General features: G+C 48.2%; 20 protein-coding genes. 12 read left to right on the forward strand and 8 right to left on the reverse strand.

Annotation, left to right across the window (positions count from 1 at the left end; all coding sequences use genetic code 11):
- Positions 1-234: 234 nt before the first annotated feature.
- The 3 genes from hpxO (at position 235) to AB3G37_RS09375 (ending at position 2,517) form a co-directional block, all read left to right on the forward strand.
- Entirely contained in the window at positions 235-1,392 is a 1,158-nt protein-coding gene (hpxO, locus tag AB3G37_RS09365; protein ID WP_369790455.1) for an FAD-dependent urate hydroxylase HpxO, read from the forward strand.
- Between the two features lie 148 nt (positions 1,393-1,540).
- Positions 1,541-1,738 carry a hypothetical protein gene (locus AB3G37_RS09370; protein ID WP_009635075.1) on the forward strand — a complete coding sequence of 66 codons (198 nt, stop codon included), beginning with the start codon at positions 1,541-1,543 and terminating at the stop codon, positions 1,736-1,738.
- A complete protein-coding gene (locus AB3G37_RS09375) occupies positions 1,738-2,517 on the forward strand; it encodes a hypothetical protein (RefSeq protein ID WP_369790456.1) in 780 nt (259 codons plus the stop codon). Before AB3G37_RS09370 ends, AB3G37_RS09375 begins: the two co-directional genes overlap by 1 nt.
- 271 nt (positions 2,518-2,788) lie before the next feature.
- On the opposite strand, the gene AB3G37_RS09380 is transcribed toward AB3G37_RS09375, so the two are convergent.
- A complete protein-coding gene (locus AB3G37_RS09380) occupies positions 2,789-4,201 on the reverse strand; it encodes an MFS transporter (protein WP_369790457.1) in 1,413 nt (470 codons plus the stop codon).
- A 22-nt stretch (positions 4,202-4,223) separates the two neighbouring features.
- Between AB3G37_RS09380 and AB3G37_RS09385 the strand changes: the two genes are divergently transcribed.
- The gene (locus tag AB3G37_RS09385) at positions 4,224-5,162 is read left to right on the forward strand and encodes a LysR family transcriptional regulator (protein WP_369790458.1); all 939 of its coding nucleotides are present in this window, start codon (positions 4,224-4,226) and stop codon (positions 5,160-5,162) included.
- 150 nt (positions 5,163-5,312) lie between these two features.
- Positions 5,313-6,143, forward strand: a complete 831-nt coding sequence (locus tag AB3G37_RS09390; protein ID WP_369790459.1) for an MBL fold metallo-hydrolase — start codon at positions 5,313-5,315, stop codon at positions 6,141-6,143.
- Positions 6,144-6,218: 75 nt separating this feature from the next.
- On the opposite strand, the gene AB3G37_RS09395 is transcribed toward AB3G37_RS09390, so the two are convergent.
- Positions 6,219-7,133, reverse strand: coding sequence for a DMT family transporter (locus AB3G37_RS09395; protein WP_369790460.1), 915 nt, complete (start codon positions 7,131-7,133; stop codon positions 6,219-6,221).
- A 138-nt stretch (positions 7,134-7,271) separates the two neighbouring features.
- Here AB3G37_RS09395 and gcvA point away from each other — a divergent pair, with 138 nt between their 5' ends.
- Both gcvA and AB3G37_RS09405 read left to right on the forward strand, forming a co-directional pair.
- A complete protein-coding gene (gene gcvA, locus AB3G37_RS09400) occupies positions 7,272-8,165 on the forward strand; it encodes a transcriptional regulator GcvA (protein ID WP_369790461.1) in 894 nt (297 codons plus the stop codon).
- Between the two features lie 28 nt (positions 8,166-8,193).
- Positions 8,194-8,496, forward strand: a complete 303-nt coding sequence (locus AB3G37_RS09405; protein ID WP_369790462.1) for a putative quinol monooxygenase — start codon at positions 8,194-8,196, stop codon at positions 8,494-8,496.
- A gap of 26 nt (positions 8,497-8,522) precedes the next feature.
- Here the strand turns inward: AB3G37_RS09405 and AB3G37_RS09410 are convergent, their stop codons facing one another.
- A complete protein-coding gene (locus AB3G37_RS09410) occupies positions 8,523-9,059 on the reverse strand; it encodes a GNAT family N-acetyltransferase (protein WP_369790463.1) in 537 nt (178 codons plus the stop codon).
- A 132-nt stretch (positions 9,060-9,191) separates the two neighbouring features.
- Between AB3G37_RS09410 and AB3G37_RS09415 the strand changes: the two genes are divergently transcribed.
- On the forward strand, positions 9,192-9,833 hold the full coding sequence (locus AB3G37_RS09415) for a glutathione S-transferase family protein (RefSeq protein WP_369790464.1): 642 nt from the start codon (positions 9,192-9,194) through the stop codon (positions 9,831-9,833).
- A 77-nt stretch (positions 9,834-9,910) separates the two neighbouring features.
- Here AB3G37_RS09415 and AB3G37_RS09420 read toward each other — a convergent pair whose 3' ends face one another.
- The 3 genes from AB3G37_RS09420 to AB3G37_RS09430 all read right to left on the reverse strand — a co-directional run bounded on the left by AB3G37_RS09420 (position 9,911) and on the right by AB3G37_RS09430 (position 12,527).
- Complete coding sequence (locus AB3G37_RS09420) at positions 9,911-10,219, reverse strand: hypothetical protein (protein WP_009635065.1); 309 nt, start codon at positions 10,217-10,219, stop codon at positions 9,911-9,913.
- A gap of 381 nt (positions 10,220-10,600) precedes the next feature.
- Complete coding sequence (locus AB3G37_RS09425; RefSeq protein ID WP_009635063.1) at positions 10,601-11,026, reverse strand: cupin domain-containing protein; 426 nt, start codon at positions 11,024-11,026, stop codon at positions 10,601-10,603.
- A gap of 226 nt (positions 11,027-11,252) precedes the next feature.
- Positions 11,253-12,527: a Glu/Leu/Phe/Val dehydrogenase gene (locus tag AB3G37_RS09430; protein ID WP_369790465.1), complete on the reverse strand. Its 1,275-nt coding sequence runs from the start codon at positions 12,525-12,527 to the stop codon at positions 11,253-11,255.
- A gap of 381 nt (positions 12,528-12,908) precedes the next feature.
- Here AB3G37_RS09430 and AB3G37_RS09435 point away from each other — a divergent pair, with 381 nt between their 5' ends.
- Positions 12,909-14,345, forward strand: a complete 1,437-nt coding sequence (locus AB3G37_RS09435) for an amino acid permease (protein WP_369790466.1) — start codon at positions 12,909-12,911, stop codon at positions 14,343-14,345.
- Here the strand turns inward: AB3G37_RS09435 and AB3G37_RS09440 are convergent.
- On the reverse strand, positions 14,320-15,225 hold the full coding sequence (locus AB3G37_RS09440) for a LysR substrate-binding domain-containing protein (RefSeq protein ID WP_369790467.1): 906 nt from the start codon (positions 15,223-15,225) through the stop codon (positions 14,320-14,322). The genes AB3G37_RS09435 and AB3G37_RS09440 overlap by 26 nt on opposite strands.
- A gap of 105 nt (positions 15,226-15,330) precedes the next feature.
- Between AB3G37_RS09440 and AB3G37_RS09445 the strand changes: the two genes are divergently transcribed.
- Positions 15,331-16,053: a sulfite exporter TauE/SafE family protein gene (locus AB3G37_RS09445; protein WP_369790925.1), complete on the forward strand. Its 723-nt coding sequence runs from the start codon at positions 15,331-15,333 to the stop codon at positions 16,051-16,053.
- A gap of 58 nt (positions 16,054-16,111) precedes the next feature.
- On the opposite strand, the gene AB3G37_RS09450 is transcribed toward AB3G37_RS09445, so the two are convergent.
- On the reverse strand, positions 16,112-17,044 hold the full coding sequence (locus tag AB3G37_RS09450; RefSeq protein WP_009635058.1) for a LysR family transcriptional regulator: 933 nt from the start codon (positions 17,042-17,044) through the stop codon (positions 16,112-16,114).
- A 97-nt stretch (positions 17,045-17,141) separates the two neighbouring features.
- Between AB3G37_RS09450 and AB3G37_RS09455 the strand changes: the two genes are divergently transcribed.
- The gene (locus AB3G37_RS09455; RefSeq protein WP_369790468.1) at positions 17,142-18,005 is read left to right on the forward strand and encodes an oxidoreductase; all 864 of its coding nucleotides are present in this window, start codon (positions 17,142-17,144) and stop codon (positions 18,003-18,005) included.
- A 165-nt stretch (positions 18,006-18,170) separates the two neighbouring features.
- Positions 18,171-20,318: a glycoside hydrolase family 3 C-terminal domain-containing protein gene (locus AB3G37_RS09460; protein ID WP_369790469.1), complete on the forward strand. Its 2,148-nt coding sequence runs from the start codon at positions 18,171-18,173 to the stop codon at positions 20,316-20,318.
- Positions 20,319-20,396: the final 78 nt, after the last annotated feature.

The raw sequence follows: 20,396 nt of genomic DNA on the forward strand, positions 1-20,396 counted from the left end.
ATTTTAGGGCATGAAATATAACCACTGTTTGAGATTGGTGCTACTGCGCACCGGAGTGGTTCATTGCTCTATGATTGTGCCTTTTTATAGTGCGTCACTTTCAGTTCTGTAACAAAAGTTTCAATTAAAATTGTATACAGCGATTGTATACAAGGCTCGGCGGGCAAAAGCCTGAGTTTTACAATTCTGGTATAGAAATTGCTTTTTACCTTGTAAGACTTCAAGGAGAGCAAAATGAAAGCGATCGTGATTGGTGGTGGTATTGGTGGTACGTGTGCAGCGATTGCGCTGAAGCGGTTTGGCATCGAGACTGCGGTTTTTGAAGCAGTAAAAGAAATTAAACCGGTGGGTGCAGCCATTTCTATCTGGCCGAATGGCGTTAAATGTCTGAATTATCTGGGCATGAAGGACGCTATTCGTGAACTGGGTGGTCAGATGCGTTATATGGCGTACAACGAATATCAGCAAGGCCAGACCATGACGCGCTTTAGCATGGACCCGCTAATCCAGAGCGTTGGCGAACAGCCTTATCCGGTAGCGCGTGCGGAATTACAGGCATTATTGCTCGACACTTATGGTCGCAACGACGTGCAATTTGGTAAGCGAGTAACTCATGTCGAAGAGTCTGCCGACAGCGTAACCGCTTGGTTTGATGACGGAACTTCGGCTACCGGCGACTTGCTGATCGCCGCCGATGGCACGCATTCCGTGGTCCGCAAGCAGGTGCTGGGCTATGCTACCGAGCGCCGTTACGCAGGTTACGTTAACTGGAATGGGCTGGTCGAAATCGACGAAAGCATTGCCCCGGCCGACCAGTGGACGACTTTTGTAGGTGAAGGCAAACGCGTTTCACTGATGCCGGTTAGCGGCAATCGTTTCTATTTCTTCTTCGATGTGCCCTTGCCAAAAGGACTCGAACAGGACCGCAGTACCTTGCGCGAAGACCTTCGGCACTACTTCGCAGGCTGGGCAGAGCCGGTACAAAAGCTTATTGCGCAAATTAATCCTGAAACCACCAACCGTGTTGAAATTCACGATATTGAACCGTTTGAGAAATTGGTGAAAGGGCGCATTGCGCTGCTTGGCGATTCTGCTCACAGCACCACGCCGGACATTGGCCAGGGGGGATGTGCAGCAATGGAAGATGCGGTTGTGCTGGCAACCATTCTGCAAACTAATTCCTTGGGCATCGAAGATGCTTTGCTGCGTTATCAGGAAAAACGTGCGCCACGAGTGAAAGATTTAGTCCTCAAAGCGCGTAAACGCTGCGACGTAACCCATGGTAAAGAGATGGCTGTGACCCAGGAATGGTATGAGGATTTGAAACACGAAACCGGTGAAAAAATTCTGGCAGGTATGTGCGACACCATTCTTGGCGGTCCGCTCGAGTAATTCCGTTCCTATAACTCCTTTCAAACTGAGGCATGTCGAAAGATATGCCTCTTTTACTTATTAGGCCTGATAACGTCCAAACTACCAAATATCCTATGGATAGATAGGATATCGCCTGCCATGCTTAAACTCTTTTATGGAGGACGCGATGCGTAAATTTATATTTTCTATATTTTCCAGCCCGGAATCACTATTACAGGTTTTAAGCACGCGTGATGTTGAGGAAGCGATTGAAGAAGGCGAGCGTATTATCATTAATGAGGACGGTGTTGCGTCGGTAAATATCCACAGTAAAGAGGTTCACGAGGATTTTGCCCGGCATGTTCAAGAGCTAAGGAGGGTTTAATGGGCACGGCGGTATTTATGGTATTGATGGTCTGCGGCTACTGGTACACCAGTCGCGATTTATCTACCCGATTTAAATTCAAACGTACTTTTGGCTGGGACGTTTATTTTTTAGTGGCGCTGTATGGCTGTATTTTTGTGCTGCAAGGTCTACTAGCTACTGCTTTGATTTGGCTGGCACTTTTGGTTGCCTCAACCATTCTGAATGCTACCTCGTATTCACTGGCTGACCATTACCACCACATGCAAATGGACTTTATGAACTGGAGTTTTCTGGGGATCCAGGCTCCGGTGGTGATCATGCTGACTTTGGCAGTACTATTTTGCCTATATCGCTCAAACTGGGCAGGAAGTGCACGATTAAATAGTTCTGGGCGCAAAGAGCTGTATAAACGGCTGACTCACTCTAATGGGGTTGAAGGGCTACTATTTCAGTGTATGGAAGAAGGACATTTAGCGTGGATTACACTCAAGTCGCGAAGAATTTATATTGGTATGATACACACCGCTTCATTTGAAAATAGCGCTACCGCCAATGTAGTACTTATTCCAATGCTGAGTGGTTACCGGGAAGGAAAAATGTTGAATTTATGCATTGAGCATAATTACAGTGCCTGGTATGACGAGCATGGAATTACGCTGGATTCTTCTCCGCGCTCAGCGATGGATTTTCGCAAGGTCATTATGGTAGAACAGATTGAAAGTCTCTCGTTATTTGATTCTGCGAGTGCCAGCGCTTTGGCGATTAAGGAATCTGCTGAACAGGCGCAAAATAAGTAATTTAGATCAGTTTCTGCAACTTTTGTTTCGCTACTGGCCCATTGCCAAATATCTGAACCGGCGTTGCAGTGTTTAATTGTGCTCTCTATTGAGAGCAATTTGGATTCTGGCCGCTTATCCGCAATGGTTAGGTTTAAATGATCATTAGTGTGGGGCAATGGCCACCGATCCACAGCAAAGGCTTCTTTAAGAGTGGCGCAGGAACGAGCTTGTTTAGGCATTGAGAAAGGCCCAGACAATGACGTTAAACTAAAAGTAAGCCCAGCTGTCATTAACGCTTTTTGCTCAGCGCATCTGGAATCAGTTTCTCGCGAACAGAAATTTCTCGGGGTGCCAGATGCCTGAAAGCCAACACACATGCGAGTAACAGTAATAGCGATGAAAGCTCCAATGCGTGGTTCATTCCTTGTAGAAAGAGACCACTTTCCCTAAAGCGTACCAAAAATCCGAACAGTGCCACGCCAATAACGCCGCCTACTTGTCTTGACGCGTTAAGCAGTCCAGAGGCAATACCAGCCTGAGTTCCTGCTACTGCTGCCAAAGTTGCATTAGTGATAGTGGGTATCGTTAGCGCGATACCGCCACCGGCAATTAACATCGGAATCGACATCAGCTCGTATGAGCCGGAGGAGAGGCCCGGTAGAATAAGTAAATATCCTAAAGCAGAGAGGGCCAAACCCGTTGCCGCCATATTTCTGGCGCCAACGCGTGTTGCATAACGGCCTGCTGCAATATTGGCAAACACCATAATTCCCATCATCGGCAAAAAAGCCAGCCCGGTTTTCAGCGGCGGGTATTCTCTGATAAATTGAAAATAGAGACTGAAAGTGAATACCATGCCGTAAAAAGTTAAATTGGCGAGTAAGCCGATTAGCGTTGAGCTACTCAAAGTCTTATTAGAAAATAGGCTCAACGGCAGCATTGCCTTCGGGTTTCTTCCCTCAAGCCAAACAAATAAGATACCAAGCAGGATAAAGCAGCCACTTGATGCATAAATAATAGGGTCATCCCATCCGAAACTGCTGGCTTCAGTTAAGGCAATGGTCAGGCTGGCCAGGGTGACTGCCCCGGTTATTTGTCCCGCAATATCCAGGCTTTTCCCGGATTGAACGGGTGAGGTTGGTGCAAAGCGGCCAGCAATCCACAAGCCAATCAACCCAATTGGCAAATTAACGAGAAATATGCTGCGCCAGCCAATGGCTGAAATCAGGAAACCGCCAATAACCGGACCCGCTGCCAGTGCAATACCGCCGCCAGCTGCCCACCAACCGACGGCACGACTGCGGGCTTCGGCATCGACAAATACCTGACGAATAAGAGATAAAGAGGCGGGAACTAACAGCGCGGCTCCGAACCCTTGTAAAATGCGCGCCACAATTAATATTGGCAGGCTCGGCGCTAATCCGCAGCAAACTGAACCCAAGGTGAATATTGCGAATCCCAGCATAAATACCCGCTTTGCACCCAGACGATCCCCTAGAGCACCCGCTGTGAGTAATAGTGCAGCAAAGACTAATGAATAAGCGTTGACTACCCATTGCAGGTCAGTAATACGTGCAATAAATTGGCGGCTTAATGCCTGCAGGGCGACATTGACTACGCTGACATCGAGTAGGACTACGACAAATCCTAAGCAGGCAGCAAGCTGGATAAACTTAAGCTGTCGGGTTGAATGACTTTCCATTGAAAGCTCCTTTTAATGAAGATTGAGCTATCATAAGTCGTATTCAGATGTGCAGATATTTGGTATATGCACACACTATACTGGGAAAAATGCACAGATGTTTGACTGGGAAGATTTACGCTATTTTCTTGCGGTGGCGCAGCAAGGAAGTTTGTCCGGCGCGGCTCGTGCTTTAAAGGTCGATCATGCCACGGTGAGTCGTCGATTAAATCTGCTTGAAGAAAGTTTGCAGGTGCGACTGGTTGACAGATTGCCGCGCTCATGCCAATTGACACTCCTCGGGCAACAGATTGCCGAGCTGGCGGGCCAAGTCGAGCTGAACGCTTTTGCGGTTGAAAGAACGGCTCGTGCAGCTCAGTTACCTTTGGCTGGAAAAGTAGTCATCAGCATGCCGCCAGTATTGGCGTACAAATTTTTGGCTAATAAGTTGTTTGCTTTCCGCCAGTTATATCCAGATATTCAGTTATCGATAGCCAGTCAGGCACAGAGTGTTTCTTTAAGTCGTCGAGAGGCGGACATTGCCGTGCGGCTGTTTCGCCCCATTGAGCCTCGAAGTGTGGCTCGCAAAATAGGCGACATGGCCTTTGCCCTCTATGCCAGCAAAGATTACGAATATGCCAAGATTCCAGACCGCTGGGAGTTTATTGCCTACAGTGAACAGTTTGCCGATATGCCGCATCAAAAATGGCTGCTCGAAGCGGCAAGGGAAAGGAGGATTGTGGCAGAGGTTAGCGATATTATCAGTCAGTACGAGGCGGCTAAAACAGGAATTGGGATCGCGGGGCTGCCTTGCTTTATTGGTGATGCCGAAAATGAATTGCAACGAGTAACTGATATATCCGAGGCCATTCCTTTCTCCAGAGAAATTTGGATTTTGGTTCATGAAGACTTGAGGAATACTCCGCAAATCCGCGCAGTAATGGATTTTCTTATATCGGGTATTGCTAAGCAAATGGCCTGATGTTCTGAGTTCTCTAATCCTTATCTGCATATTTCACCGTGCAGAATTAGCAATTAATGGGATGTGCTAACGACTTTATGAACATGTCTTGACTCATCCCTCTGATCGGTTTCATTATTTTGCAATCGTAAATCATCAAAAGGAATAGTCATGTCTAAAGATTCTCTTAGTCACAAGCTTGGAAAAGCAGTGATCAGCAAAATTTATGAAACCGATTTAGCTTTTAATTCCAATTTTCTATTCCCTGATTGGAAAAAAGAGTCTTCAGATTTGATCCTCAGCGTGCATGGTTGGCTGGTAAGGCATGGGGGGAAGATCTATTTAATCGACACAGGGATCGGCAAAGGTAAAAAGCGCACATCGCCGCTGTTTAACGACTTGGACTCACCCTTTTTACTGCGGTTGGCAGAACAAGGGGTAAAACCGGAAGATGTTGACTATGTTTTGATGACCCATATTCATACCGACCACGTGGGCTGGAACACCTATTATAAAGACGGAAAATGGCAACCTACGTTTCCTAATGCGCGCTATGTCTTTCCGCAGGAGGGTTACCAATATAACCTCAGTGATGAGGGGAAAGCCGTGCCGGGTTATGCAGCCTTTGTTGACAGCGTGTTGCCGGTAATTGAAGCAGGTCTGGCAGATTTTATTCCCGCAGCCGGTGGAGTGATTGACGGCAAATTCGAATATATTTCCACGCCGGGGCATTGTGCAGGCCATATGTCGATTCGTTTTAACGATGAAGGGGAAAATGCCTTATTTGCCGGAGATGTCATGCATAATCTCGAACAACTTCCTCACCCAGAATTGGTCTCGGTATTTTGTGTAGATAAGCCTCTGGCTATTGCAACTCGTAAGCGAATTTTAGAACAGTCAGCCGAAAATCATACCTTGTATTTCAGCTCGCATTTTGCCGGTAGTTCTGTGGGTTATATTAATAAACAAGCTGGCCAGTTTGTTTGGCAACCTGTGGAATAAATAGCTTTCTTGTGGTTATGAATTAACCCCGCCTGCGGTTAAATAGTCGGGGTGTTATTGTAAATCCTTTGGCTATTATCTGAGATCGCCAGTAGATTGGACCGCGCTTTTTTTAGCCGGGCTGACAATTAGCCAGATAGCGACGGCAACCACGGCACCTCCGTAATAAAAAGCTGGATTAAGCTGTTCACCGAGCACTAGATAACTCCACAAAATACCAAAAGGGGGAATCAGGAAGGTGACTGAAAGCGAGCGCATTGGGCCAATATCCGTAATGAGTTTGAAATAAAGAATATAGGCCAAGGCGGTGCAAATAAATCCAAGTGCTAAAAGGCTTGCCCAAACTTCTAAAATTGACCAATTAGTGACTGGGCTCACGACCATTGAAAAGCCAAAAAATGGCAATAAGAATAGGGTTGCACCCATTTGGCTGCCGAAGGCGACAATCTTGGGATCCAGTCCGCCTTTATCTGATATCCACTTTCTGGTAAGAAAACCTGCAAAACCGTAGCAACTGGTAGCAATAAGGCAGGCCAATACGCCCCAGACCACATTATTGGCTGAGTTTAATTTATCCGTAGTGGTCACTAGCATAATGCCAATCAGTCCGAGAAATACGCCACTCCATTTTTTAACGCTCAGTTTTTCTTTGAATAAACAAAATCCGATCAGCGCGCCCATCAATGGCGTAGTTGCGTTAAGGATTGCAGAATAACCCGCCGGTAATAATCGAGCCGCTACACTGTACATGAGGAAGGGAAAGCCAGAATTAATAACGCCTAACAGTAATGAGGTCGTGGTTTTTCCCTGAAAGTTTATTTTGGTACGCATGACCAGCAAAATGCATCCAAGACCAATAAATCCAAACAGCACTCTAAAGAAGGCGGTATTAATTGCACCCAAGGCTGGGGCAGCGATGCGCATAAACAGAAAACTTGCTCCCCATATTGCTGCCAAAAGTATCAATCTTACAAAATCTGCTGCTTTCATCTTTTTCTCGCCTCTCAGAGGTGTGGCCATTGATATTGATTATTAAAATCGTTGAGACTTTAGGCCAGAAATGCGCTTGATAACAAACCATTAATTCGCCTACAGTTGAGATTAACTAAACTCAAGATACGACGGGTTATGAAACTTCCTCCTTTACACGCCCTGATGTGTTTCGAAGCTGTGGCCAGGAATATGAGTATGAAAAAAGCGGCTGAGGAACTGTTTGTAACTCCGGGAGCGATTAGTCAGCAAATCGCCAAGCTTGAAGATTTGATCCAGGCGCGGCTGTTCGTTCGTGGACCGCGTTATTTAGAGTTAACTCCGCAAGGGAGAATTTACCTCAGCGCCATAAGGCCGGCTTTCTTGCAGATAGAGGAAGCGACACAAAGATTAAAAGATGAAAAGTGCAATAATAAGCTGACAATTAGCTGTACCAGCGGCTTTGCAACCCAGTGGTTTCTTCCGCGTCTTCCCGAGTTTGAACAACTTAATCCGGGGGTGGAAGTGCAAATCAATACGACTAACCGAGTGGTTGACCTACTCTCGGAAGGGGTTGATTTCGCGGTGCGGCACGGCCGGGGAAAATTTCCACGTCTGGAGTCAGAATTATTGTTGAACGATCACTATTCTGTCGTTTGTAGTCCAAATCTAATTTCTTCGGTTAACGCTATTACTGATCCTCGCGACCTGCTGGCTTATACTTTGCTGCACGATGAGCATCGTCTCGACTGGAAAATTTGGTTCACAGCCATGGGTTTAGAAGATGCCGATACTGACCGTGGTCCGGTTTTTGTGAAATCAAATGGCGTAATTGAGGCAGTGCTGGCAGCAAAAGGTATCGCCTTGATTAGAGAATCTTTGATTGAGCAGGAGTTGGCACAAGGGCGGCTGTTAAGCTTGATATCAACCCCTAATAATGCGGGAACCGGCTATTTTCTGGTTTACGACGAGTCTGCCCTTTTAACCCGTTTAGGAAGAAAGTTTAGAGATTGGATCGTGGCCAAAGCGACGCTTGAAACCGATAGAACTTAATTATTAAAAGTCAAAATGGAGCTATTTTATGTCTAGTGAAGTTAAACTGGTGGTGCTAATTACTACTCAGCCGGGCCGTGGTCAGGATCAAATTGCTGCTTTTGAGAAACTTGCGCCGCTGGTCAGAAAAGAAGAAGGCTGTATTGAATACGAGCTTTATCCCGTCGCAGAGCAGGCCGATCAGTTTGTATTGTTAGAGCGCTGGGCCTCTAAATCTGCGCTTGAAGCTCATGCGGCCAGCGCGCATATGGCGGCGGCCAGCAAACTTAATCCCGCTTTCCGAGCAGGTCCAGCAACCGTGTTGCACTTAGGTTCAAGCGTGGCCGTCTAATAACTCACCGCACCGTAAGATTAACTTTAGTTTAATCCGGTGCGGTATTCTTCAGCGCTAATTGTAAACATCAGACTTGCCGGGACATTAGGCACATCATTAACTTTGCCTGAAAGTCGCAAACCCGATTTAATAAGCACACTCTGGGACGCCAAATGATTTTCTCTGACCGTGGCAGAAATGTGTTTTAGTCTCAAATTCTCGAAGCCGAACTGAATCGCACGACGTGAAAACTCGGTCGCAAGGCCTTTGCCCCAAGCTTCAGTAGCAAATCGATAGCCTAAATTGTTGATAGTCAGATTCTTGAAATTGCGAATGCTCAATCCACCAAAGCCGATGATTTTATCGGGTGAGTCGATAGAGGTTATTGCCCAACAGCCAAAACCGTTTTTATGCCAATGTGTTAACCAGGCAGTCAAAACAGACTCGGCGTAATGTTTGTCTGGATAAGGTCCTGCGGGATTAAACTGATTAGTCGCCGGATCGCCGTAAATTCGAAATAAATCGTCGAGATCGCTAGCCCGAATCGGACGCAGAATAAGTCTTTCAGATGTTAGCTGCACATCAAGTCCTTTAAGTTGTGCTTTTGTTGATCCTAAAATACACACTAAACGTTTATGGTTCAGTAGATTGCCAGGACAAAAATTAGCATAAGATATCGATTAGGCAATCAGACAATATTTACAGGAGATGACATGCTCAAGATTTGGGGACGTAAAACCTCTTCTAACGTGCAGGCGCTGATGTGGTGCGTAGAGCAGTTAAATCTGCCTTATGAACGTTATGATATTGGCCATAAGTTTGGTGGTAATAATACGCCTGAGTTTCTGGCGATGAATCCAAACGGCACAGTGCCGGTTTTACGTGATGGAGACGGTGACGCTATTTGGGAGACTGGAGCCATTTTGCGCTACCTTGCCAGCCGCTATGGATCTGAGGAGTTTTGGCCTCAGGATCTTCAGAAACGGGCCAATATCGATAAATGGGCTGAGTGGGCGAAGATTAACGTGGCGGCCTGTTTTACTGGGCCTGTTTTTTGGCGCGTAGTAAGAACGGCGAGCAAAGACAGAGACCAACAGGCCATCGCTGATGCGCTTAGTGTCTTACATAAAAATTTGCAGATTGCCGAAGCACAGCTCAGCAACAATCAATTTCTGGCGGGTAATGGTTTTACACTGGCTGATATTCAGTTTGGCCATCTTTTGTATCGTTATTACGATATTGCTATTGAGCGAGCCAATTTTCCTGCCATTGAGAATTACTATGAACAACTCAAGCAGCGTTCTGCATTCAAAGAACACGTCATGGTTTCATACGAAGATCTACGGGTAGAATAGAATCTTAAAGGGCTGTTCTGACGTTCGGAGTATTTTTATACCGAGGCCCTTTAATATACCGAATCACAGTGAAAACGTTAATTCAAAAACGACCAGCTATCACACCAGACGCCCATGCGGATAAGTTGATGTTTGAATTTCCCAAACACCTCCATAAAACGACGATCGCGCATGATTTGCGGTTTTTTTTGTTCAATACCCATTTCATCAAGGGCTTGCCAGGCGGCAAGTCTTACTGAAAACACGAAATCATTTTGCAGCATGCTTAGCAAAAGGCCCTGACTTAATGCATTAGGAAACTGACGAAGTTCTTTGATCAAATTCAACCGAATACGAAAGTCAGTTTTATCTGTAGAACGTTGAGTGGCGTCAGTAATATCGATCATAAAGCAGATTGTCCTTACGAGGCTTTTTGTGGCGATGCTCTTAATTTACGAGTAGCGCACACTTTAAGGTTCCTTTTGTAAATTCGTGTACAAGGACCGTAAATTTGTTGAAGCCATCGTCTCTTGATATGTCGACACCAGGCGCTGTTTTGCACGACTCAATTGGGGTGGTGAATAAATAAAATTTTTAAACAGCGATTTCATTCAACAAAGTAGGACTAAAAATCGTGATAAGTGCTTTCTTAACCCTGAAAATTACATTCCAAGACAGCATTTCTATCGAAGTGGCGGAAAACCGTTTCAGCCTGAATGGCAGGGTTATCAGCCTATTGGTATTTAATTGCTTTCTATGGCCCCGCAAAGCCGGGGCCAAAGCAATATTTATTGCTGTGCGGCAATCACATCGACAACCACTAATGGCTCTTTGCCACTGTTAGTCAGGCCGTGGGATTCGCCTTTACGCACGATTGTAATATCACCCGCTTTAACGGGATAATCTTTACCGTCGGTGTCTTTAAAGGTTCCAGTACCCGAAATGATGACATATGCATCTTCGTTATCTTTATGCTGGTGATAACCAATGGAATCGCCCGGTTTGATGGTCAGCCAGCTCAGCTCTTTGATAGCCTGATCTGGTTTGGCTTTGTCTCGGGTGAAAGCAAATGCAGCATCTACCGTTCCTTTGCCACCGCCCAAACCTTTCTTTTCGACTTTCTGCTGTTGTTCTTTGGTAATGACCTGCGCGTTTGCCCAGGCAGCAGGTAACATAGTGGCCATACACAATAAAGCAGTTGTTAATTTACGCATTATTTCACCCAGTTATTATATTAATCCATTATCCAGAAACGCATTCGTATTCTGGTCTTTTCAGTATTTGTAATACTACTAAGCTTATGCCAGAAAAACTTACCAAATACATTACTAAAAAGTGACATGATAAAAAAACCGCCTGATTTATTCGAGGCGATTTTTGAATTCACGCTATGGCTATGGCTATTTCTAGTTATTAAACATTCTATAGTAAATAACTTAATTAACCCGGATAAATACCGCGATCTTTACGCGCCATAAGAATGCGTTCACAGGCGACAATATAGGCAGCGGTGCGAAGCGAGCACTCTTTATCTTTGGCTTTTTCCCAGACGTGAACCATGGCATCGGTCATGATTTTATCCATGCGCGCGTTGATTTCTTCTTCGCTCCAGAAGAAGCTGGCCATGTCCTGTACCCATTCAAAATAGCTGACCGTTACGCCGCCCGCATTACAAACCACGTCGGGGACAATAATCACGCCGCGTGAAGTCAGAATATCGTCTGCCTCTGGGTAAGTCGGGCCGTTTGCCCCTTCAAGCACCAGTTTACAGGAGATTTTTTCGGCTCTTTCGCGAGTAATTTGGCCCTCGAGCGCCGCCGGGATAAGAATATCCATCTCGGTGGTCCAAAATGCTTCACTGTCGATTTCTTTAGCGCCCGGGAAGCCGGCGATTTGCTTGTGCTTGATCTGCCAGTCGCTGAGCGCGGCCATATCAATGCCCTGGTCATTAAATAGAGTTGCGGTATGGTCCTGGATCACCACGATACGCGAGCCTGTTTCTGCGAAAAGCCGCGCGGCTTCGCTTCCCACGTTTCCAAATCCCTGCACGGCAACTCTTGCACCTTCGGTTTCAATTCCTGCGCGGCGCGCCACCTCGCGGCCGGTAACAAACACCCCGCGACCCGTGGCTTTTTCACGGCCTAAGGAGCCGCCGAGGTGGATAGGTTTGCCGGTCACGACGCCGGTAATGGTAGTGCCATGATTCATGGAGTAGGTATCCATCATCCAGGCCATGACTTTGCTATTGGTGCCGACGTCCGGTGCCGGAATATCTTTTTGTGGGCCAATAATTACGCCGATTTCGCTGGTATAGCGACGAGTGAGTCTTTCCAGTTCGCCGTCAGACAGCTTGAAAGGATCGACGCGAATGCCGCCTTTGGCACCGCCGTAGGGCAAGTTAACCGCCGCACATTTTATGGTCATCCATGCAGAAAGGGCCATTACCTCGTTGAGGTCAACGTCTGGATGATAACGGATGCCGCCTTTACCAGGCCCGCGCGAAAGGTTGTGCTGCACGCGATAGCCTTCGAAATGACGAATAGTGCCGTCATCCATTTGCAACGGAATATCAACAATGAGTGCGCGTTTCGGATGACGCAGGGTATCTATCCAGCGGGACAATTCGCCTAAATAAGGTGCCACGCGATCGATTTGGCGCAGGTAGGTAGTCCAGGGAGATGTACTGCTTTCAGACGCGTAAGATAGCTTTTCCATATGGAGCCTTTTTAAATAAAGTGATTTATTTTGTGAAGCTGTGGAAGAAGAGTGCATTTAACTAATCGGTTTTGAGTTTATCAGCTTTCTTAAAAAGAGTGAGGAGGGGCCGCGGGAAGGGTGCACCTTTTTAGGGCAACATTTCATTGGTTTTGTGAATAATTAAGCAATTTACAACAGGGTTATGGGTGAATTACTATGCATTTTGTATTCATTAAAGTGCATAAAAAATATTTTTTCCTCAATTATCAGAACTTTGAAATGAGTCATAAAGTGAATGAAATGGTGTTTTTACGTATTGACTTTGTTAATAGCTGAAGCCAGCATGCATCCCTCTATCGGCCGCTCCATGGCATTCACTTCATGGTTAAAGGAAATGCAATGACCCATAAGAAAACGGAACGGCAGGTAACCCCTGCCGGTAAGCTCGATGCCCCCGATAAACTCCAGCGCGGACTGAGCGAACGCCATATTCAGATGATCGCTCTGGGTGGTGCCATTGGCACCGGATTGTTTATGGGGGCAGGAAAAAATATCGCTGTATCAGGGACTTCAATTCTCATCATCTACATGTTGGTGGGCTTTTTTATGTATATGGTGATGAGAGCGATGGGCGAGCTGCTGCTCACAAAGCTCGATTACCGCTCTTTTGCCGATTTTGTTGCCGATTATCTGGGGCCTAAAGCGAGCTTTTATCTTGGATGGTCTTATTGGCTAAGCTGGGTGGTGACCTGTATTGCCGACGTGGTGGTTTGCGGCGGTTACATGCAGTACTGGTTTCCGGAAATGTCTGCCTGGATCCCGGCTTTATTTACCCTTGGCATTCTGTGTCTGTTCAATTTACTTTCGGTAAAAATGTTCGGCGAAGCGGAATTCTGGTTCGCGCTTATCAAAGTAGTGACAATTATTGCATTGATCCTGACCGGCGGATGGATGGTAGCGAGCGGTTGGACATCCCCGGACGGCGTTCACGCTTCGATGCACAATCTTACCGATCCAGCGGTGTTTCTGCCGCACGGCATCAGCGGTTTTCTGGCTGGTTTTCAGATTGCAATTTTCTCTTATACCGGTATTGAGCTGCTGGGGACAATGACTGCAGAAACCAAAAATCCGCAAAAAATCCTACCGAAAGCGATAAATGCGCTGCCTTTAAGAATTATTATTTTCTATATGCTGTCGATGACGGTAATTATTGCCGTGACTTCATGGTCAGCAATTTCACCTGATTCCAGCCCGTTTGTGCTGTTGTTCGCCAAGGCAGGTTTACCAGCGGCGGCGGCAGTGATTAATTTCGTGGCGCTAACTTCTGCAATGTCGTCGGCAAATAGCGGTGTTTATTCCAGTACTCGCATGCTTTATGGGCTGTCTATTGAGAAACATGCGCATTGGCAATTCCGAATTCTTTCCAGAACCACGTCTATTCCAATTCACAGTCTGTTTTTCTCATGTTTTTGCATGTTGAGCGGCACTTTATTGCTGTTTTTGGTACCGAACGTCATGACGCTGTTTACAATTGTCTCAACGCTGGCTGCCATTCTGGTAATTTACAGCTGGGCAATGATCCTGGTGGCGTATCTGGTTTATCGCCAAAAGCGCCCTGATCTGCATGAGAAATCGACCTTTAAAATGCCCGCTGGCATTGTGATGAGCTGGCTGACGTTAGCGTTCTTTGCTTTCACTATCATAATCATGCTGTTTGACCCTGATACGCTGGCGGCGTTATGTGCTTCGCCGTTGTGGTTTGTGTTGCTGTTTGTTTTCTGGAAAGTGAAACAGAAAAAAGAACAGGTGCTCAAAGCGGTAGATCAGCGAGCTTGATATCCCTCTGACCCTGCGATACCAGCCAGTCTTCGAAGGCGCGGTGAAGCAGGGTTTTCTGAACCCCCACGGGCGTCAGCGCATAATACTGGTTCGGAGCCACAGTTATTTTCGCAAACAGCGGTTGAAGATTACCTCGGGAGATCTCCTGCGAAAGCGTGTTTATGGGTCCCAATCCTACCCCAATTCCCTCCAGCATCGCGTGCAGTGAAACGTGAAAATGATCGTAGCGCCGTATGCCGTTACCCGCTGATTTATCCAGCCCTGCAGCCTTGAGCCACAGATTCCATTGGCCGGGACGCGTCAGGGTTTCAATGCGCGGGCAGCTGAAAATATCTATTGGCCGTTCAATGGCATGGCGCTTAAGCAATGCCGGTGAGGCCATCAGGCAGTGGTGGTCTTGCAGGAATGGAATCGCCGAATATTCTGTGCCGCTGGTTTCACGGCGAATCAACAGATCATAGTGGCCAATAATGTGCAGCTGTTCAGTATTAGCGGTTGAGATTTGCAAATTGGCGTCTGGAAAACGGGCATAAAAATCATCTAACCGTGGCAGCAGCCATTTCAGGCTTAGCGTAGTCGGGACACTCACGTTGAACACATTATTACGACCGCCATTACCATAGCGCAGCGCAATATCAGACAAAGTATCAAAAGCCCCGCCCAGCTCGCGCGCCAGCGTCAGGGCATAGGGTGTCGGCACTCGCCGCTGCCCCTGTTTAATAAACAAATTAACGCCGAACCATTTTTCCACCACCTGGATATGCCTGCTGACAGCGCCGTGAGTAATGTAGAGTTCTCTTGCGGCGGCAGTATAGCTACCGGCGTGGCAGGCAACGAAAAACGCTTTCAATGCTGCTAAAGGAGGGAGTGAATGCACGGCTTGTCCTTTTTAATCACAGTCCTGTGATGTTTTATCACGAGTCAGTCATTTTTCTAACCGTTATCATTACAATCATGACTGATGAAATAGGGCAATAGCATGATGTATTTTGTGATTATAGCAATCGGTGTTATCGCAGGTGTCATTAGCGGCGTGGTGGGTACTGGCGCATCAATAATGTTATTACCGGCTTTGGCATTTAATTTTGGCCCTAAGGCAGCGATGCCGATCATGGCGATTGCCGCGATTATGGGTAATATTTCCCGGGTGATTCTCTGGCGTAAAGATATCAACGTTAAGGCTTTGCTGCTTTATTCGCTACCCGGTGTTCCGGCCGCCGTGCTAGGTGCCAACACGTTATGGATTATGCCAGTCAGATTATCTAATCTTTGTATTGGATTGTTTTTCCTATTACTTATCCCGCTTAGGCGCTGGGCCAAGGCTCGTAACTGGACGCTATACGGCTGGCAGCTGGCGCTGACGGGGGCGATAGTCGGCTTTCTGACCGGCGTGGTTTTTTCAACCGGGCCACTGACCATTCCAATTTTCGCCGGTTATGGTTTGGTTAAAGGGGCGCTGCTGTCCACCGAAGCCGCCGCCTCATTTGCTATTTATCTCGCTAAAGCCACCACTTTTGAAACTCTGGGTGCGATGCCGTGGCCAGTGTTTATTAGTGGTCTGCTGGTAGGCAGCACCTTGATTGCAGGCATGGTTATCGGCAAAAAATTTGTTATCAAAATGAGTGAGAAGACCTTTAACTCTTTAATTGATGCCATGTTGCTTTTGGCAGGTGCTTCATTGCTTTATGATTTTTTAAGTGCTTGATATGTTTTCGACCTCAGTTTTGGTTTGATAAGCATGGCGCTGAGGATCATGGTCATCGTCAAGCTTGGTTGTTGTTATGCTCGCGGAGGGAATCATTATTTTCGCGAATAAAATCAATAAACGCCTTAAGCGGAGTCGGAACCAGACGTCGGTCGGGGTAATAGAGATATGGCCCCGGAAAATGTTGCCACCAGTGCGGTAAAACGGCTTCCAACTCGCCCTTTTCAAGCGCTGGCTGCAGCCATTGCTCAAACAGCTGAATAATACCCCCGCCGGCAATGGCGGTAGCGACGGCAAGATCCACCGCCGCGCCTATACTGACAATCAGAGGGCCGTTCGGTTGGATACGTACCACCTCACCAAGATGCTCGAATTCCCAATCCGGGATCACCCCACTGGCAAAGCGCCCGCGAATACAGCGATGCTGTAACAGTTCACCTGGATGCTGTGGGCGGCCGTAGGTGTTGAGATAGTCGGGGGAGGCGGCGACGGCAAAACGCTGTTTTCGAGCGCCAATCGGTAGGGCGATCACGTCCTGCTCCAGGCATTCGTCATAGCGAATACCGGCATCGCAGCCTTCGCGGAAGACATCCTGAACGTTACTTTCGGCAACGATTTCCAGCTGAATATCAGGGTAACGTTTTAGAAAGGCAGGAACTATTGACGGCAATACCAGCCGCGCGGCGCTGACGGGAACATTGAGCCGCAGAGTGCCTGAAGGCGTATCGCGAAAGCGATTGACCACGTCGAGCGCCGCGTCTACCTCGTTCATTGCAGGCATCAGGCGTTCCATTAATGCCCGTCCGACCTCGGTAAGCGCCACGGTTCTTGTTGTACGATTAAATAACCTGACTCCCAGCTGCTGCTCAGCGCGGCGCACCGCATCGCTGAGGCGAGAAGGGTTACTGCCGGTGATGCGCGCCGCCTCGCGAAAACCACCCGCTTTTGCCACCGCGACTACAGCATGCAGTAATGCAATATCCAGAGCCATTGTTCGTTATCCCGTACAGTTTGTCGTCATTTACCCAGATAGTTGCACAGTCGGGATGGCTATACAATCAGCAGGTCACTCACTCAGGAGATGTTCCATGTCCCAATTGACTCAAAGTTACCGTTTAGGCGATCGTTCTGTTCCACGTATCGGTTTTGGCGCGATGCAATTGGCCGGACCCGGTGTTTTCGGACCACCGGCCGATGAGGCTCGCGCCATTCAGGTGCTGCGCGATGCACTCCAGGCTGGCGTTCGTCATATTGATACCAGTGATTTTTACGGCCCGCACGTTACAAATCAGTTAATCAAAAAGGCGCTTCATCCTTATAAAGACGATCTGGTTATTGTCACCAAAGTAGGCGCATTTCGTGACAGCAAAGGCGGATGGTTACCGGCTTTCAGTGCTGAACAGTTAGAGCGTGCGGTTGAAGATAACTTGCGCAATCTCGGGCTGGATGTGTTGGATGTGGTTAACTTGCGCAGCATGTTTAGCGTGCATGAGCCTGCCGAGGGATCGCTGGAAGCACCGCTTGAAGCTTTAATCAAGTTGAAGGACAGGGGGCTAATTCGTCATATTGGCCTTAGCAACGTTACCGCCAGGCAAATCAGCGATGGTCAAAAAATGACCCCAATAGCCTGTGTGCAAAACCTTTATAATCTGGCGAATCGTCAGGGGGACGAGCTGATTGAGAAGTTGGCTGAACAGGAGATTGCCTGGGTGCCGTTCTTCCCGCTGGGCGGTTTTACACCGCTGCAAAATACTCAGCTTACTGAAGTCGCCGCGTCTTTGGAGGCTACGCCGATGCAGGTTGCTCTGGCCTGGTTGCTGCAACGCTCGCCCAATATTTTGCTTATCCCCGGCACCTCATCGCCACAGCATTTGCAGGAAAATCTGGCCGCCGCGCAGTTAACGCTTCCGGCAGATGCGCTGCAAAAACTCAATCAGATAGCCAAAAGCTAGCAGGAGTTTACCCATCCTGACGCTCTTGCCTTCTGGCTCCGAGGGCAAGGCGTTTGATGCCAATAACACGTTATGTTGCTTTACCGCTACTGTGATTTGCTAGGTTAACTACTGTTTATTGAGGTAATCCATTCAGGAAGCCGCCGCAGCAACAGGAGAAAGCAAGTGAAATACAGTTGGCAACATGAAGGCCTGACCGCCGATCAGAAAGCAGAAATTGTACTTAACGAGATGACCGAAGAGGAAAAGTTCTCCTGGCTTTCCGCGCCGATGGCGATCCCGATGGGCGATGAACCGCTGCCCGAGGGCGCAATTGGTTCTGCCGCCTATTATCCCGCCATTCCTCGACTGGGCATTCCGGCTATGCAGCAGAGCGATGCCAGTCTTGGGGTCTCCGCTTTGGGCAATGTTCGCCCCGGAGATAACGCCACCGCGCTGGCTTCAAGCCTGTTACTGGCCTCGACTTTCAACCCGCAAATGGCGCAATTAACCGGTGAATTAGTCGGACGCGAAGCTTTCGCCAAAGGATTCAATGTCCAACTGGCAGGCGGCGCTAATCTCATTCGTGAGCCGAGAGGCGGGCGAAATTTCGAATATCTTTCCGAAGACCCCTTACTGACTGGCGTGATGGCTGGGCATTCTGTGCGCGGTATTCAGTCGCAGCACGTGGTTTCGACCATCAAACATTTTGCCGTCAACGCTCAGGAAACCGGCCGCGTGGTGGTCAGTTCCGATCTGGACGAAGCTGCAATGCGCGAGTCGGATTTACTGGCCTTTGAAATCGCCAATGAGATAGGTCAACCGGGAGCGGTAATGCCCGGCTATAACCTGATTAACGGTGAGTGGGCGTCCGAGAATGATTTTTTGCTCAACAAAGTGCTTAAGGGCGACTGGCAGTATCCCGGCTGGGTGATGTCCGATTGGGGCGCGACTCATTCTGCTGCCAAAGCCGCGCTGGCCGGGCTTGATGTGCAGTCTGGCAGCAATCTTGACTCGCAAGTTTGGTTTGATCAACCGCTGCGCAAGGCGGTTGCCCGCGGTGAGGTTTCACAGGGTCGTATTGATGAAATGGTGCGACGCATTTTGCGCAGTCTGTTCGCGGTGGGTGCAGTCGAGCATCCGGCAACGCCGTTTGGGCCTATTGATTATATGGCCCATCGTTTGACTGCCCAGCGCGAGGCAGAGCAGGGCATTGTGTTATTGAAGAATGAAAATCACAGCCTACCGTTGAAAAAGGGTGCTAAAAAACTGCTGGTAGTCGGTGGCCACGCTGACCACGGCGTGCTGGCCGGTGGCGGCTCGTCGGCGGTCACTCCGGTGGGTAGCCTGCGCTTGCCGGGCATCAATTTTATGGGCATCGAAACTGAAAAAGTATTCCAGCCATCCTCACCGCTGTGGGCAATTCGCGCAGAATCCAACGCAGCGGAGGTGCTTTTTGCCCACGGAAACGATGTTGCCGAAGCCGTGCGTTTAGCTCGTGAAGCCGATGCGGTCATTGTTTTTGCCGATGAATGGCGTTCCGAGGCGTTGGATGCACAGGGGCTTGAATTAGACGCCGAGAAAAATCATCTTATTTCGCGCCTTGCCGCTGAAAATTTGCTTACCGTCGTGGTGCTGGAGACCGGTGGTCCCGTTACTCTGCCGTGGCTCGATAACGTGCCCGCGGTGCTTGAGGCCTGGTATCCCGGGTCGGGCGGTGGCGAGGCGATCGCCGGGGTGCTATTTGGCCGCGTTAATCCGTCCGGTAAATTGCCGGTGACTTTCCCGGCCAGCGAGCAACAGTTGCCGCATCCTGAACAGGTTGATCCTGCCACCACGACCTCATTACCCGGCAGTCCGGTGAAGGGCGGCATAATTCATGTCGATTATAATGTCGAAGGCTCGGACGTTGGTTATCGCTGGCATGCTCGTACTGGGCAAGCGCCATTATTTCCATTCGGTTTTGGGCTGTCTTATACCGAATTTACCTATAACGACCTTCAGGTACGCGCCGACGGCGAGAGTGTTTATGTCACGTTGACGGTGCAAAACATCGGCGATCGCGCTGGCGCAGAAATTCCTCAGATCTACCTTCATCCGGCCAGCAAAAGCTATGTGCCACGGCTGGCGGCTTTTGAACGGGTCGATTTGCAAGCCGGGGAAAGTAAAACCCTGACATTAAGGCTTGAGCCAAGGGTCATTGCCAACTGGGATAGCGACGAAGGATTGTGGCGGATTGAGGGCGGAAATTATGTGGTTATCGCCGCCAAAAATGCCTGCGCACCGATATTGCAGGCAAATATTGCTATCAAACCACGGCGATTTGGCTATTAGCTTATATTAGATCGTAAATTATTAACCAATGTCACACCCGGCGATGGCCGGGTTTTTTATTGTGCGATATTGGTTATC

Origin of the sequence: Rouxiella sp. WC2420, assembly GCF_041200025.1 — a bacterium.
In the GTDB taxonomy this organism is placed as follows: domain Bacteria; phylum Pseudomonadota; class Gammaproteobacteria; order Enterobacterales; family Enterobacteriaceae; genus Rouxiella.

Bases quoted from the DNA above. Each gene is read 5' to 3' on its own strand.
- AB3G37_RS09420 (WP_009635065.1), bottom strand. From the start codon at position 10,219: ATGATCGATATTACTGACGCCACTCAACGTTCTACAGATAAAACTGAC.
- AB3G37_RS09380 (WP_369790457.1), bottom strand. From the start codon at position 4,201: ATGGAAAGTCATTCAACCCGACAGCTTAAGTTTATCCAGCTTGCTGCC.
- AB3G37_RS09405 (WP_369790462.1), top strand. From the start codon at position 8,194: ATGTCTAGTGAAGTTAAACTGGTGGTGCTAATTACTACTCAGCCGGGC.
- AB3G37_RS09455 (WP_369790468.1), top strand. From the start codon at position 17,142: ATGTCCCAATTGACTCAAAGTTACCGTTTAGGCGATCGTTCTGTTCCA.
- AB3G37_RS09415 (WP_369790464.1), top strand. From the start codon at position 9,192: ATGCTCAAGATTTGGGGACGTAAAACCTCTTCTAACGTGCAGGCGCTG.
- hpxO (WP_369790455.1), top strand. From the start codon at position 235: ATGAAAGCGATCGTGATTGGTGGTGGTATTGGTGGTACGTGTGCAGCG.
- AB3G37_RS09425 (WP_009635063.1), bottom strand. From the start codon at position 11,026: ATGCGTAAATTAACAACTGCTTTATTGTGTATGGCCACTATGTTACCT.
- AB3G37_RS09395 (WP_369790460.1), bottom strand. From the start codon at position 7,133: ATGAAAGCAGCAGATTTTGTAAGATTGATACTTTTGGCAGCAATATGG.
- AB3G37_RS09370 (WP_009635075.1), top strand. From the start codon at position 1,541: ATGCGTAAATTTATATTTTCTATATTTTCCAGCCCGGAATCACTATTA.
- AB3G37_RS09445 (WP_369790925.1), top strand. From the start codon at position 15,331: ATGTATTTTGTGATTATAGCAATCGGTGTTATCGCAGGTGTCATTAGC.
- gcvA (WP_369790461.1), top strand. From the start codon at position 7,272: ATGAAACTTCCTCCTTTACACGCCCTGATGTGTTTCGAAGCTGTGGCC.
- AB3G37_RS09435 (WP_369790466.1), top strand. From the start codon at position 12,909: ATGACCCATAAGAAAACGGAACGGCAGGTAACCCCTGCCGGTAAGCTC.
- AB3G37_RS09430 (WP_369790465.1), bottom strand. From the start codon at position 12,527: ATGGAAAAGCTATCTTACGCGTCTGAAAGCAGTACATCTCCCTGGACT.
- AB3G37_RS09375 (WP_369790456.1), top strand. From the start codon at position 1,738: ATGGGCACGGCGGTATTTATGGTATTGATGGTCTGCGGCTACTGGTAC.
- AB3G37_RS09450 (WP_009635058.1), bottom strand. From the start codon at position 17,044: ATGGCTCTGGATATTGCATTACTGCATGCTGTAGTCGCGGTGGCAAAA.
- AB3G37_RS09390 (WP_369790459.1), top strand. From the start codon at position 5,313: ATGTCTAAAGATTCTCTTAGTCACAAGCTTGGAAAAGCAGTGATCAGC.